This window comes from Vibrio sinaloensis, assembly GCF_023195835.1.
Taxonomy (GTDB): domain Bacteria; phylum Pseudomonadota; class Gammaproteobacteria; order Enterobacterales; family Vibrionaceae; genus Vibrio; species Vibrio sinaloensis_C.
Window position 1 is genome coordinate 2,152,503 of record NZ_CP096199.1, and the last position, 13,523, is coordinate 2,166,025.

General features: G+C 46.5%; 12 protein-coding genes. 7 read left to right on the forward strand and 5 right to left on the reverse strand.

The genetic code is table 11. The annotated features are described in order from the left end of the window. Positions 1–31: 31 nt before the first annotated feature. Positions 32–1,678 (reverse strand): phosphoglucomutase (alpha-D-glucose-1,6-bisphosphate-dependent), encoded by a 1,647-nt coding sequence (gene pgm, locus MTO69_RS09760; RefSeq protein ID WP_248328764.1) that lies wholly within the window; start codon positions 1,676–1,678, stop codon positions 32–34. 87 nt (positions 1,679–1,765) lie between these two features. Next, positions 1,766–2,305, reverse strand: coding sequence for a replication initiation negative regulator SeqA (gene seqA, locus MTO69_RS09765; RefSeq protein ID WP_248328766.1), 540 nt, complete (start codon positions 2,303–2,305; stop codon positions 1,766–1,768). Positions 2,306–2,397: 92 nt separating this feature from the next. On the opposite strand from seqA, the gene MTO69_RS09770 reads away from it, so the two are divergent. The 3 genes from MTO69_RS09770 to fldA all read left to right on the forward strand — a co-directional run bounded on the left by MTO69_RS09770 (position 2,398) and on the right by fldA (position 4,052). Then, positions 2,398–3,162 (forward strand): alpha/beta fold hydrolase, encoded by a 765-nt coding sequence (locus MTO69_RS09770; RefSeq protein WP_248328768.1) that lies wholly within the window; start codon positions 2,398–2,400, stop codon positions 3,160–3,162. A 93-nt stretch (positions 3,163–3,255) separates the two neighbouring features. After that, positions 3,256–3,477 (forward strand): DUF2788 domain-containing protein, encoded by a 222-nt coding sequence (locus MTO69_RS09775; RefSeq protein WP_004413180.1) that lies wholly within the window; start codon positions 3,256–3,258, stop codon positions 3,475–3,477. 41 nt (positions 3,478–3,518) lie between these two features. After that, the gene (gene fldA / locus MTO69_RS09780; protein ID WP_248328770.1) at positions 3,519–4,052 is read left to right on the forward strand and encodes a flavodoxin FldA; all 534 of its coding nucleotides are present in this window, start codon (positions 3,519–3,521) and stop codon (positions 4,050–4,052) included. A gap of 39 nt (positions 4,053–4,091) precedes the next feature. Here the strand turns inward: fldA and MTO69_RS09785 are convergent, their stop codons facing one another. Further along, entirely contained in the window at positions 4,092–4,592 is a 501-nt protein-coding gene (locus tag MTO69_RS09785) for a DUF4442 domain-containing protein (protein ID WP_248328772.1), read from the reverse strand. Positions 4,593–4,791: 199 nt separating this feature from the next. Here MTO69_RS09785 and fcrX point away from each other — a divergent pair, with 199 nt between their 5' ends. Continuing rightward, a complete protein-coding gene (fcrX, locus tag MTO69_RS09790) occupies positions 4,792–5,238 on the forward strand; it encodes a ferric iron uptake transcriptional regulator (RefSeq protein WP_248328774.1) in 447 nt (148 codons plus the stop codon). A gap of 103 nt (positions 5,239–5,341) precedes the next feature. Here the strand turns inward: fcrX and glnS are convergent, their stop codons facing one another. Both glnS and nagE read right to left on the reverse strand, forming a co-directional pair. Beyond that, positions 5,342–7,012 (reverse strand): glutamine--tRNA ligase, encoded by a 1,671-nt coding sequence (gene glnS / locus MTO69_RS09795; protein ID WP_248328776.1) that lies wholly within the window; start codon positions 7,010–7,012, stop codon positions 5,342–5,344. Between the two features lie 275 nt (positions 7,013–7,287). Continuing rightward, positions 7,288–8,862 (reverse strand): N-acetylglucosamine-specific PTS transporter subunit IIBC, encoded by a 1,575-nt coding sequence (nagE, locus tag MTO69_RS09800; RefSeq protein ID WP_248328778.1) that lies wholly within the window; start codon positions 8,860–8,862, stop codon positions 7,288–7,290. 479 nt (positions 8,863–9,341) lie between these two features. Between nagE and nagA the strand changes: the two genes are divergently transcribed. From nagA to MTO69_RS09815, 3 genes are all read left to right on the forward strand, one after another. Next, positions 9,342–10,478 carry an N-acetylglucosamine-6-phosphate deacetylase gene (nagA, locus tag MTO69_RS09805; RefSeq protein ID WP_248328780.1) on the forward strand — a complete coding sequence of 379 codons (1,137 nt, stop codon included), beginning with the start codon at positions 9,342–9,344 and terminating at the stop codon, positions 10,476–10,478. A gap of 2 nt (positions 10,479–10,480) precedes the next feature. Continuing rightward, positions 10,481–11,695, forward strand: a complete 1,215-nt coding sequence (gene nagC / locus MTO69_RS09810; RefSeq protein ID WP_248328782.1) for a DNA-binding transcriptional regulator NagC — start codon at positions 10,481–10,483, stop codon at positions 11,693–11,695. An 87-nt stretch (positions 11,696–11,782) separates the two neighbouring features. Beyond that, positions 11,783–13,369: a cation:proton antiporter family protein gene (locus MTO69_RS09815; protein ID WP_248328784.1), complete on the forward strand. Its 1,587-nt coding sequence runs from the start codon at positions 11,783–11,785 to the stop codon at positions 13,367–13,369. Positions 13,370–13,523: the final 154 nt, after the last annotated feature.

Below are 13,523 nucleotides of genomic sequence, written 5' to 3' on the forward strand. Positions count from 1 at the left end.
CAGCCCTTGATAAAACAGTTCATCGCTTAAATTACAGGCCTGCGTTAGCGAATACCTGATTTACGATCTCTTGTGCTTCAGCTTCAATTTGCTTCAAGTGCTCGGCGCCTTTAAAGCTCTCACAGTAGATTTTGTAGATATCTTCAGTGCCCGATGGACGCGCAGCAAACCAGCCATTTTCAGTGGTCACTTTAAGTCCACCAATCGCAGCGCCATTACCTGGTGCATGAGTTAAGCGCGCAGTAATCGCATCACCTGCGAGTGTCTCAGCCGTTACCATTTCAGCAGACAACTTAGACAGCACAGCTTTTTGCGGTCCATTTGCCACAGCTTGAATACGGTTGTACTCCGACGCTCCGTGTTTCGCCGCTAGCTCTTCATAGTACTCTTGTGGGTTCTTGCCGGTTGCCGCTGTGATTTCCGCGGCAAGCAAACATAAGATGATGCCATCTTTGTCCGTTGACCAAGGCGTACCATCTTTGCGCAGGAATGAAGCGCCCGCCGACTCTTCACCACCGAAGCCGAATTGACCTTGATAAAGTCCATCAACAAACCACTTAAAGCCGACTGGCACTTCACACAATTCTCGGCCTAGGTCCGCGACCACACGGTCAATCAGGGCGCTAGACACGAGTGTTTTACCCACTGCAACTTCTTTACCCCACCCCTCGCGATGGCGGTATAGGTAATCAATACACACAGCTAAGAAGTGGTTCGGGTTCATTAATCCTTTCGGCGTCACAATACCGTGGCGATCGTAATCAGGGTCATTACCAAACGCTAAGTCGTACTCGTCTTTCAGCGCCAATAACCCGGCCATTGCGTATGGAGAAGAGCAGTCCATGCGTACGACACCATCTTTGTCCAGAGACATAAACTGGAAAGAAGGATCGATAGCTTCACTCACTAGCGTGAGGTCTAGGTTGTAAGTCTTGGCGATCTGACGCCAGTAATCAATGCCGCTCCCGCCTAATGGGTCGACACCGATCTTCAGCTTAGCGTTCTGAATCGCCTCGATATCGATGACATTCACTAGATCATCGATATATGGCTTAACCAGATCGGTTTCTACGAATAACTCAGACGCTTTTGCCTCTGCTAACGGCATGCGTTTCACACCCTGCAGGCCTTCAGCAATTAAAGCATTGGCGCGATCTTGAATAGCTTGAGTCAGTTCACCCTCGGCTGGACCACCATGAGTCGGGTTGTATTTGATACCGCCATCTTGCGGTGGGTTATGCGATGGGGTAATCACAATACCATCGGCTTTTGCCTCATGCGCTTGATTGTAGGTCAAAATAGCGTGCGAAATGCCCGGAGTTGGTGTGTAACCATTATGCTGCTGCACAATCACTTGCACGCCATTGGCGATCAACACTTCGACCACAGTAGAAAACGCGGGTTCAGACAATGCATGGGTATCTTTACCGACAAACAACGGCCCGGTAGTCCCTTTTTCGGCGCGAACTTCCGCTACCGCCTGCGCGATCGCGAGGATGTGATTTTCATTGAAAGTGACTTTATCCGCTGTACCACGATGACCGGAGGTTCCGAACTCAACTTTGTGTGCTGGATTTTTTGGGTCAGGCTGGAGAAGAAAATAGTTAGCGACTAGGGCTGGAATATTGTGAAGGTCTTGTTGCTGAGCTTTTTGTCCCGCTCGTGGGTGCATCGCCATGTTGACATCCTTTCTATAAACTACAAAAACAAAAAACCTCATAATACGGCAACTAAGTGACGCATTATGAGGTTTCAATCAGAATTTTTAAATTGAGTGAGTGACTTTCTCAATCAAATCGGCTGGGAAGTTCATTCTTGTCATCAACTGCTCAACCATCTGTCTTTTGCGGCTGGTGTTGTTGTTGGTAATAACCCAAAACGGAGAACCAGGAATGGCTTTTGGTTTCGTCGTATTACCGCTGGCAAGGAGAGTTTGCTCATTGTCAGCAAAGTAAACGCGTTTGCGACCTTTCACTTGAGTGGCTTCAGAAAAGCTAGCTGGGTCGATTCGGTGCAAAGTCGACAGCACGAGCATGAAGCGATCTATCGCTTTCTTCAAACCCGCAAACTCGTCAGAGATCAGCAGTGAACGCATTGCTTTAACACCATCCACCTTATCTTCCATAATTGCATCTTTACTGACCACTATACCCTTAGCTTGCGTCACAGCCGGCTGCTGAGCGATAGGCGCAGTCGCATCAGTCATCAATAGACGACGCAAAATGTCTGACGCACTTTCACCAATATGCTGGGTTTGACTTGCGATGTAACGGTATAGATCCTCATCAACCTCAATTGTTTTCATTCGCTTTTCACAATCTCTATGTTTAAACTCTTGGGGATTATAGCGAGATCTTTACACAGACTCTACGGTTAACCTGTTACGAATAAATAAAAATGTCACAACTGCTCAACTACAAAGACGAGGGGCAAGGCCGCTCAGTTATTTTGCTCCACGGATTATTTGGCAATTTAGATAACCTCGGCCTGTTGGCTAGAGATCTTAAAACCGACCATCGTGTCATTAGTGTCGATTTACGTAATCATGGCGAGTCGTTCCACAGCGATGAGCATAACTATCTGGTGATGGCGAAGGATGTTCAGCAGCTACTCGAGCACCTCGACGTCAATGATGCCATTGTGATTGGTCACTCTATGGGTGGCAAAGTAGCGATGAAACTCGCCGACATCGCCGCAGCCAGAATCAGCAAGCTGTTAGTCCTCGATATGGCACCAGTCAAATACAATCAAAACCGACATGATAACGTGTTTAAAGGTTTACAAGCGGTTCTCGAACACAAACCGACCACACGTAAACACGCGCTAGCTTTGCTCGCAGAACATATCGAGCTCGATGGCGTTCGCCAATTTCTCAGTAAATCCTTGTACAAGGTAGATCAGTATCTGACGTGGCGTTTTAATGTTGCTAGCTTGGCAGACAACTATTGGCACATCCTAGGTTGGGAGCCAATCAGTTCAAGCCAAATTGAAACCCTCTTTATTAAAGGGGGCGATTCCGACTACCTCACCGCGCAACACCAGCCCGAGGTACAAAAGCAGTTTCTCCGCGCTAAAGCCCATGTTATCGCCAATACCGGGCACTGGCTGCATGCTGAAAAGCCAGCTGAAGTTCTCCGAGCGATTCGTAAATTTATTGCGTAAAACAGAATGAGCGCTCTGATGCGCTCAAGCCGTTAACTTTATCCAGCAACAATGGTATAGTTCGGCGCAAGTAATTTGGCACAAAGGGATTCCATGCTTTACGACTACATGAACATGCTCGAGTCTATTGGTCTCGATCTGCTTTTTGCGTCTATCTTTTTTCTAATAGGTATGGCGATAAAAGATGTATTAAAAGCGGGAAATGTCCCCCCTTTCGGTCGCCGCATTGTATGGTTAGTCCTGTTCCTTGGCTGCGCTGGTTTTATTGCTAAAGGCATCATCCAGTTGAGCTGGGAAGGTGGTGGTATTGGCTGAATAGCCAAGCCACAACATAATTGAAGAAAGGTAACGAATCTATGGCAAGTGTAGGCATCTTCTTTGGTAGCGATACAGGTAACACTGAAGCTGTAGCAAAGATGATTCAAAAGCAACTAGGTAAACAACTGGTTCACGTTCAAGATATAGCAAAGAGTAGCAAAGAAGATATCGACAACTTTGATCTCTTGCTGCTTGGTATCCCTACTTGGTACTACGGTGAAGCACAATGTGACTGGGACGACTTTTTCCCAGAACTAGAGCAGATCGATTTCTCGACCAAGCTAGTCGCTATCTTTGGCTGTGGTGACCAAGAAGATTATGCCGAGTACTTCTGTGATGCGATGGGTACCGTGCGCGATATCGTTGAAGCGAAAGGCGGCACTATCCTTGGTTACACTTCAACCGAAGGTTACGAGTTTGAAGCGTCGAAAGGTCTGGTTGAGGGTGATGACAGCCAGTTTGTTGGTCTATGTATCGACGAAGATCGCCAACCAGAGTTGACTGAAGAGCGCGTCACTAACTGGTGTAAGCAGATTTATGATGAGATGTGCCTTGCCGAGTTAGAAGGCTAATCATATCCGACATCGAAACCTCCCTAATGGGAGGTTTTTTTATGCCGTTTGCTGCTCTTCTTCGTCTCTGAACTGAGGCTTTTTACGCACATAAAGCTTACGTTGCACTTCAGAAACGACCTGCCCTTGGCAATCTTTGACATAGATAACGAACTCAGGGAAACACTTATCGCCTTCTGCTGTTTGTGAAAGTATGCTTTGCAGTTGATCGTCGGTGACACAGAACTCGGCAAACAGGTCACTCTGACCCGGCTTTATAAAGTTAATACTCGCCTCTTTATCCCACACATAATAGCGCTCACCCAGAATCCCCATCAACATCAGTGAATAAGTGGGATCCGTTAATGAAAAGATACTGCCACCATATTGAGTTCGATTGGCGTTTTTATTCCACCATCTCAGCTTTAGCCTCATCTTGACCTCACGGAAATCATCACTAATAGAGAGAATTTTTATTCCTGCGCCCCAAAACGGTGGCCATATATTGAGCGCAAATTTCACCAAACCAGGTTTATAGATTTTCGCCAATGACTTGTGCATCCTTGATCCCTAACCATCACTTTGTAAATGTTGCACAATTGTAACTGGTCCGATGTCGTATATCAGTGACGTCACACTAGTTTATAAAAAAAGAGTAGTAACCCCTTGAAGTTCGTGGTTTATTGTTAGAGGCGACTACCCTATAATGATAGGAATATTGAATTCTGTTAATTACTGCAGATCATCAACAGGAAAGTATATGTCAGACAACAACCAAGCGCTCAAGGATGCTGGTCTTAAGGTCACTCTACCTAGACTGAAGATTTTAGAAGTACTACAGCAGCCAGAATGCCAACATATTAGCGCTGAAGATTTATATAAGAAGCTGATTGATCTAGGAGAAGAGATCGGTCTTGCTACCGTGTACCGAGTATTAAACCAATTTGATGATGCAGGTATCGTGACACGCCATCACTTCGAAGGTGGTAAATCAGTATTTGAACTTTCTACTCAACACCATCACGACCATTTGGTCTGTCTCGATTGCGGTGAAGTCATCGAGTTTTCTGATGACCTGATTGAAGAGCGCCAGAAAGAGATCGCCGCTAAGTACAACGTCACACTGACAAACCACAGCTTGTACCTATATGGCAAATGCAGCGATGGAAGTTGTAAAGACGACCCAAATGCACATAAACCGAAATAATGTAAAGGCGCTCACTGAGCGCCTTTATTGATTGAGCTATCACGTTTTCATTGAGCGAAAAAAATGCCAGCTTCTGCTGGCATTTTCGTTTGAGTGAGCAAGATTACTTAGATTCAATCTTGGCCCAGGTATCACGCAGACCCACAGTGCGGTTGAAGACCAAAGCCTCCGGCTTTGAATCTTTAACATCAGCACAGAAGTAACCCATGCGCTCGAACTGATATCCTTTTTCTGCAGGCGCACTCGCTAAGCTCGGCTCAACAAAACCCTTCACTGTCACCAGTGATTCAGGGTTGATCGTTTCTGCAAAGTTATCTGCTGCTGCTGGGTTTGGAACCGTGAACAAACGGTCGTACAAGCGAACTTCCGCAGGTAAGCCTTTGTCAGCCGATACCCAATGAATCACGCCCTTAACTTTACGACCATCAGCTGGATTTTTGCCCAACGTGTCTGGATCGTAACTACAGAAAATCGTGGTGATATTGCCAGCGTCATCTTTCTCAATACGCTCAGCTTTAATCACATACGCACCACGTAAACGAACTTCTTTGCCAAGCACTAAACGCTTGTACTTTTTGTTCGCTTCTTCACGGAAATCTTCACGCTCAATCCATACTTCACGAGTAAATGGCACTTCACGCTCACCCATTTCAGGTTTGTTAGGATGATTGGCTAGAGTCAAGGTCTCAACCTTATCCGCATCGTAGTTTTCAATGACGATTTTAACCGGATCCAGTACAGCCATCGCACGTGGTGCATTGTCATTCAAATCATCGCGAATACAAGACTCAAGAGAGCTCATTTCAATCATGTTGTCTTGCTTAGTCACACCAATACGTTTACAGAACTCACGAATTGAAGCAGGTGTAAAGCCACGACGTCGTAGACCTGAAATGGTCGGCATACGTGGATCATCCCAGCCATTCACCAATTTTTCGGTCACCAGCTGGTTAAGCTTGCGCTTTGACATCACCGTATATTCGAGATTTAGGCGGCTAAACTCGTATTGACGTGGCTGACAGTCGATAGTGATGTTCTCAAGCACCCAGTCGTAAAGACGACGGTTGTCTTGGAACTCCAATGTACACAACGAGTGCGTGATCCCTTCCAGCGCATCAGAAATACAGTGGGTAAAATCGTACATCGGGTAAATGCACCATTTGTCACCCGTTTGATGATGCTCTGCAAAACGAACACGGTAAAGGACGGGATCGCGCAGCACAATAAAGGATGAGGCAAGATCAATCTTGGCACGCAAACAGGCTTTGCCCTCTTCAAAACCACCATCGCGCATTTTCTCGAACAGCGCTAAGTTCTCTTCTGGAGAGCGGTCACGGTATGGGCTAGGCTTACCTGGTTGGGTCAGTGTACCGCGGTATTCACGGATCTGCTCTGGACTTAGCTCTTCAACGTACGCTAAGCCTTTGTTAATTAATTCCACTGCGTAGCCGTAAAGCTTGTCGAAGTAGTTTGACGAGTAACAAACCTCACCATCCCACTCAAAACCCAGCCAGCTCACATCATTCTTAATTGACTCAACGTATTCAACGTCTTCTTTCTCAGGGTTGGTATCATCAAAACGAAGATTACACTTACCCTGATAGTCCTGAGCAATACCAAAGTTCAAACAAATTGACTTAGCGTGACCAATATGCAGATAACCGTTAGGTTCTGGTGGGAAACGAGTATGCACGCTTGTGTGTTTACCATCCGCTAAATCTTTATCGATGATTTGGCGAATGAAATTCGATGGACGAGCCTCAGCTTCACTCATCTATAGCACCTCAATTATTTCAGTATTGTCAGAGAAATTCCGCTCGAAGTTAACATAAAACCTCCGAGCACATGGCGACTAATGATCCACAATTCCTCGCCAATACACAACTACAACCGCGCGTTTATTAGTAAATAATTGGCGATTTCCATTGATATGGAGCAAAAGCACAACAGGTTTCTTTCGAAGGGCGCAAGCATCGTTTAAATAAACAACAGACAAAACAAAAAAAGCCTCCAGAGGAGGCTTTTTAGATAAACGATGAATCGTCTAGGTTATGGCAATTTCACACCCGATAGGTCTTCGTTAGCGCCAATAGCTTTCATTTCGCCAGCAACGATTTCCGCTAGAGGGCCAAGGATAACTTGCAGGTTGTTTTCACCTAGTTTCACCACACCTTTCGCGCCAAGCTTCTTAAGAACGGCTTCGTCAGCGACAGAGCGATCTTTCAGTGTTAGACGTAGACGAGTGATACAAGCATCGATTGAAGTTAGGTTGTCGTGACCACCTAGTGCCTTTAGGTATTGACGAGCTAGGTCACCATTTTTCGCTTCACCAGCTGGTGCTGAAGCTGTTGCATCTTCGTCATCTTCACGACCTGGTGATTTCAGGTTGAACGCACGGATAGCGAACGTAAAGGTGAAGAAGTAAAGCGCACCAAAGCCAAGACCGATAAGCAGTAGAGTCACTGGTTTAGTTGCTAGACCCCAGTTCAATACGAAGTCGATAAGACCTGCAGAGAAACCAAAGCCGTGCAGCGTGCCAAACATGTTCGCTACCACAAGAGCTAGACCTGTGAAGACGGCGTGCATTGCGTATAGCGCAGGTGCTAGGAAGACAAACATGAACTCTAGAGGCTCTGTGATACCTGTTAGGAATGAACAGAAAGCCACTGAGAATAGAGCACCACCAACTTGATGACGTTTTTCAGCAGGAGCAGCAAAGTACATTGCAAGCGCAGCACCTGGTAGACCGAACATCATGACAGGGAAGAAGCCGTTCATGAATACACCAGCAGACTTGTCACCGCCGAAGTAACGGTGTAGGTCACCCGATTTCACAGTTTCAGTCACTTCTTTTACTGTTGCAGTGATTTCTGGGTTTACAGCGTTAGCGAATTCGAAAGTATGAGTTTGACCAGCAACAAGAGTCTTAGCTAGCGCTGGGTCAACACAAAGCTGTTGTAGTGCAGGAAGTGCGTTACCAGCAGCTTGTGCGCCAGTGACTAGAACTTCTTGACACGTACCCATACCGAACCAGAAGTAAGAGTTAAGAACGTGGTGAAGACCAACAGGGATAAGCGCACGGTTAAGTGTACCGTAAACAAATTGACCCACAGCACCAGAGGTTGATACTGCGTGCGCAAGCGCATCAAGGCCACCTTGAATGCTTGGCCAAACCACACCACCGATGGCACCCGCGACTAGAGCAAATAGACCCGCCATGATAGGGACTAGACGCTTGCCTGAGAAGAAAGCTAACCACTCAGGAAGACGAGTTGCATGGAAAGCGTTGTATGAGTGACCAGCGATAATACCAGCGATGATACCGCCGAAGAATGACATGTTGATGTCAGCGTTGATTGTGGTAGCTGTTGCTGTCAGTACGAAGTACGCAACCGCACCAGCAAGGCCTGCAGCACCTTGACCGTCTTTAGAAAGACCGATCGCGATACCTAGACCGAATAGTAGTGGAAGTTGACCAAAGATAGCACCACCGGCTTGCGCCATGAATGGGATATCTAGTAGGTCTCCTTGACCTAAACGTAGTAAGAGCGCCGCAACGGGAAGCGTTGCGATAGGAAGCATAAGAGCTTTACCTAACTTTTGCGCATATCCAAGAATATTCACCTTAAGTTCCCCCTATAGGATTTTAGTATTTGGTTGAGCCACTTTTTTTGGTCGCTCAATTTAGTCACATTCAGTTTATGACATTAATTTTGCTCCGCAAATTAAAACCTCACCATTTGTGATCATAATCACCAGAATCTGTCAATATCCGAGCTTTTTGCTAGCGAGATCATAAAACTTATTTTACAATACAAAAAAATAGCAATGAAGCGGTCGAATTCGAGGTATTCTTATCTGATATATAATAGCTATTAGGGTTGCCAGGTCAGGCATAGCGCCACGGTATCATTCAACCAAGATACATTGGCCACACCAGTAGCAGCAAAGATTTGTGATAATTTAGAACGACCCATTTTTCGTTTGCTAAAGATATTTTACGATCTAATTGAAGCTCACAAATAAAGTAGATTGTTGTGATTGAAGCGCTTCAGTTTGATGACAAAAGTATTAAGAATCTAACCTATAAGGATTAGCTAACCATGTATGCGCTAACTAACTGTAAGATATTTACCGGTAGTGATGTTTTAACCGAACACGCCATTATCATTGACAACGGTCTTATCCAATCAGTCTGCCCTGCCGACCAGTTGGCAGAGGGAATGGAAGTACGCAACCTCAACGGTGCCAATGTCAGCCCCGGTTTTATCGATCTGCAGTTAAATGGCTGTGGCGGCGTGATGCTCAATGATGAAATCAGTGCAGAAACTATGCAGACCATGCACCTAGCTAACCTTAAGTCGGGCTGTACCAGCTTCTTACCGACGCTCATTACCTCTTCTGATGAAGATATGCGTCAATCTGTCGCCGCTGCGCGTGAATACCATGCGAAATACCAAAACCAATCCCTTGGTCTTCACCTAGAGGGCCCATACCTGAACGTGATGAAAAAAGGCATTCACAGCGTCGACTACATTCGTCCATCTGACGACAGCATGATCGATTTTATGTGTGAGAACGCAGATGTAATTGCCAAAGTGACGCTTGCGCCTGAGCATAACGACTCTGCGCACATCACTCGCCTTAAAGATGCGGGCATCGTGGTGTCTATCGGACACACCAACGCTACCTACAGAGAAGCACGTAAAGGTTTTGAAGCGGGCATCACTTTCGCCACCCACCTATTCAATGCCATGACGCCAATGGTCGGCCGCGAGCCGGGCGTTGTGGGAGCCATCTATGATACACCAGATGTGTATGCGGGCATCATCGCTGACGGCTTCCACGTAGACTACGCCAACATCCGAATCGCGCACAAAATTAAGGGCGAAAAATTAGTATTAGTGACCGATGCCACAGCTCCTGCAGGCGCTGACATGGATTACTTTATTTTTGTTGGTAAGAAAGTATATTACCGAGATGGTAAGTGTGTTGATGAAAACGGCACACTAGGCGGCTCAGCACTCACAATGATTGAGGCTGTTCAAAATACAGTTGAGCACGTCGGTATCGCTCTGGACGAAGCACTACGCATGGCTACTCTTTACCCTGCAAAAGCAATAGGTGTTGACCAGCAACTTGGCCGAATTAAACCAGGCTTTGTCGCTAACCTCACCGTGTTTGATCGTGACTTCAACGTCCAGGCGACGGTTGTTAACGGACAATACGAGCAAAGTTAAGCATGAATGGCGGACAAATAGGTAACGTAGATTTAGTAAAACAACTAAATAGTGCAGCAGTTTACAGACTGATCGACCAACAAGGTCCCATCTCACGGATCCAAGTCGCGGATGTCAGTCAACTGGCACCTGCCAGTGTTACAAAAATCACCCGCCAACTCCTCGAGCGCGGCCTAATTAAAGAGGTCGCGCAACAAGCATCAACCGGTGGCCGGCGCGCCATCTCGCTGACCACAGAAGTGGAGCCTTTCCACTCTGTCGCGATTCGTATCGGTCGTGACTACATCCAATTTAGCTTGTTCGACTTAGGTGGCAAACAACTCGCAGAACACTACACCGAGTTTTTTTACACCACTCAAGAAGAGTTAATCGATGGTTTGCTGTCCCATCTCAAAGCCTTTATCCAAGCGAATCAAACCATCATCAATCAGCTGATCGCCATTGGTATCTCGCTACCTGGTCTGGTTAACCCAGAAACCGGGGTGGTCGAATATATGCCAAACATTTCCATCGACAATCTCGAACTGTCAGACTTAATTCACAACACTTTCCACGTACAGTGCTTTGTGGGTAACGACGTTCGTGGTATGGCTCTCGCTGAGCATTACTTCGGCGCGAGTCAGGATTGCCAAGATTCGATTCTGGTCAGTGTCCACCGCGGTACCGGTGCGGGAATTATCGTCAATGGTCAGGTATTTCTTGGCTACAACCGAAACGTTGGCGAAATTGGTCATATTCAAATCGATCCTCTCGGCGAACAGTGTCAATGTGGCAACTTTGGCTGTTTAGAGACCGTCGCAGCAAACCCTGCCATTGTGGAGCGAGTCAACAAGTTGATTCAGCAAGGTTATGAATCTAGCCTGGCTGAACTTGATACCATCAATATTGGCGATGTATGTGAACACGCTAACTTAGGTGATGAGCTGGCTAAGCAAAGTTTGGTGCGAGTCGGCAACCAATTGGGCAAAGCTATTGCCATTACCATTAACTTGTTTAACCCGCAGAAAATAGTCATCGCTGGTGACATTACTCAATGTGAAGAGATTCTGTTTCCTGCCATTCGCCGTAATGTTGAAAACCAATCATTGACTACTTTCCACAGCGGATTACCGATTGTGGCATCTAAAATCGATAAGCAACCCACACTTGGCGCATTTGCCATGATCAAGCGTGCGATGTTAAACGGGGTTTTGTTACAAAAATTGTTAGAAGATTAATCTTCTGCACCAGTAAGTAACTAATTGAGTTAGAATAACGGGCTACACTTATGTGGCCCGTTTTTTTTAGGACAAAACAGCACCAATATGGAACTTATCTTAATTTCAGCGGCATTTATCGCAGGCTTTATTGCTCTAAAATGCAACCTTCCTCCCCTTGTCGGCTTCTTACTGGCCGGATTTGGTTTACATGCGTTTGGCTTCCAATCGAATGACACCATCATCACGTTAGCCGACCTCGGTGTCACTCTGCTTCTGTTCACTATCGGGTTAAAACTCGAGATAAAGACGCTTCTTTCAAAAGAGATCTGGGCTGGAGCAACCATTCACAACCTGTTGTCGACCGCGCTATTCGCGCTTGTCCTGCTTTGCTTTAAGTTTCTCGGTATTTCCTCTTTAGCGGCGATGTCGATTGACCAAATTTTGCTGCTTGGCTTCGCCCTCTCTTTCTCAAGTACCGTTTTTGCCGTCAAGTCTCTGCAGGAAAAAGGCGAAATGAACGCCACTTACGGTACCATCGCCATTGGCATACTGGTTATGCAGGACATCTTCGCGGTGGTGTTCCTCACTGCTTCGACAGGCAAACTGCCAGAATGGTACGCAATAGCCCTGTTTGCTCTGCCATTGCTCAGACCCTTGTTTTACAAAATGCTCGACTGGGTAGGCCACGGTGAAATGCTGGTATTGCTTGGTATCTTTTTCGCGCTGGTTGCCGGTGCTGGTCTGTTTGAACTGGTCGGGATGAAACCAGATCTTGGGGCGCTTATCTTAGGCATGTTGTTGGCCGGGCATAAAAAAGCCTCAGAGCTGTCAAAATCGCTGTTCAACCTTAAAGAACTGTTTCTGGTCTGCTTCTTCCTTAATATCGGTCTGTCTGCAGAGCCGACGCTTTCCGGTTTAGCCCTAGCGCTACTGTTCTTATTACTGCTGCCACTCAAAGGGATTTTGTACTTTTTGGTGCTCAACACCTTTAAGTTCCGTGTTCGGACTTCATTACTGGCGTCATTGAGCCTGTTTAACTTTAGTGAATTTGGGCTTATCGTTGGCGGCCTTGCCTTCAAAATGGGTTGGATGAGCAGCGACATTATGGTTGCGTTAGCCATTGCTGTTTCTATCTCTTTCATTTTGGCAGCGCCAATCAACCGTCACGGTCATGCACTGTATCAACGCTCGGGTCGTTGGCTTCGCGAACATGCAGCAGAAAAGCTCAATACCCGCGATCAGTTAATCAACCCTGGTCACGCCCAGGTGCTTATTCTGGGGATGGGTCGCATCGGTACAGGCGCATATGATGAGCTACGTAAACGCTACGGAAAAATCAGTTTAGGTATCGAGGTGCGCGATGATGCCGCCCACCAACACAAAGCTCATGGTCGCAACGTCATTGCCGGCGATGCCACTGACCCGGACTTTTGGGAGCGTATCCTAGACACCGCTAACGTTAAACTGGTACTGCTGGCGATGCCTCACCACCAAGGAAATCAAATTGCGCTCGAGCAACTGAGGCGCAGAAACTTTCAAGGACAGATTGCGGCGATCGCAGAATATCCAGATCAGCTTGATGCGCTGATTGAAAATGGAGTCGATGCTGCCTTCAACATCTATAATGAGGCAGGTAGCGGTTTCGCCCGCCATGTCTGTGAGCAGCTACAGCCCACCTTTAGCAAACAATAAGCAAACAATAAGCAAAACTAAGGCAGCGCAAACGCTGCCTTACTTAAGTCTAGCGTACAAAAAACAACCGCAGTTAAAAACCATTCACCAAACAACATTAATAATTAGATGAAATTTAACACAAAGGCACTTTGTTCACTTTTTTAATTAGTGG

What these genes read in the sequence shown, in the direction of transcription:
- pgm (WP_248328764.1), bottom strand. Translation starts at nt 1,678, where the DNA reads ATGGCGATGCACCCACGAGCGGGACAAAAAGCTCAGCAACAAGACCTT.
- seqA (WP_248328766.1), bottom strand. Translation starts at nt 2,305, where the DNA reads ATGAAAACAATTGAGGTTGATGAGGATCTATACCGTTACATCGCAAGT.
- MTO69_RS09770 (WP_248328768.1), top strand. Translation starts at nt 2,398, where the DNA reads ATGTCACAACTGCTCAACTACAAAGACGAGGGGCAAGGCCGCTCAGTT.
- MTO69_RS09775 (WP_004413180.1), top strand. Translation starts at nt 3,256, where the DNA reads ATGCTTTACGACTACATGAACATGCTCGAGTCTATTGGTCTCGATCTG.
- fldA (WP_248328770.1), top strand. Translation starts at nt 3,519, where the DNA reads ATGGCAAGTGTAGGCATCTTCTTTGGTAGCGATACAGGTAACACTGAA.
- MTO69_RS09785 (WP_248328772.1), bottom strand. Translation starts at nt 4,592, where the DNA reads ATGCACAAGTCATTGGCGAAAATCTATAAACCTGGTTTGGTGAAATTT.
- fcrX (WP_248328774.1), top strand. Translation starts at nt 4,792, where the DNA reads ATGTCAGACAACAACCAAGCGCTCAAGGATGCTGGTCTTAAGGTCACT.
- glnS (WP_248328776.1), bottom strand. Translation starts at nt 7,012, where the DNA reads ATGAGTGAAGCTGAGGCTCGTCCATCGAATTTCATTCGCCAAATCATC.
- nagA (WP_248328780.1), top strand. Translation starts at nt 9,342, where the DNA reads ATGTATGCGCTAACTAACTGTAAGATATTTACCGGTAGTGATGTTTTA.
- nagC (WP_248328782.1), top strand. Translation starts at nt 10,481, where the DNA reads ATGAATGGCGGACAAATAGGTAACGTAGATTTAGTAAAACAACTAAAT.
- MTO69_RS09815 (WP_248328784.1), top strand. Translation starts at nt 11,783, where the DNA reads ATGGAACTTATCTTAATTTCAGCGGCATTTATCGCAGGCTTTATTGCT.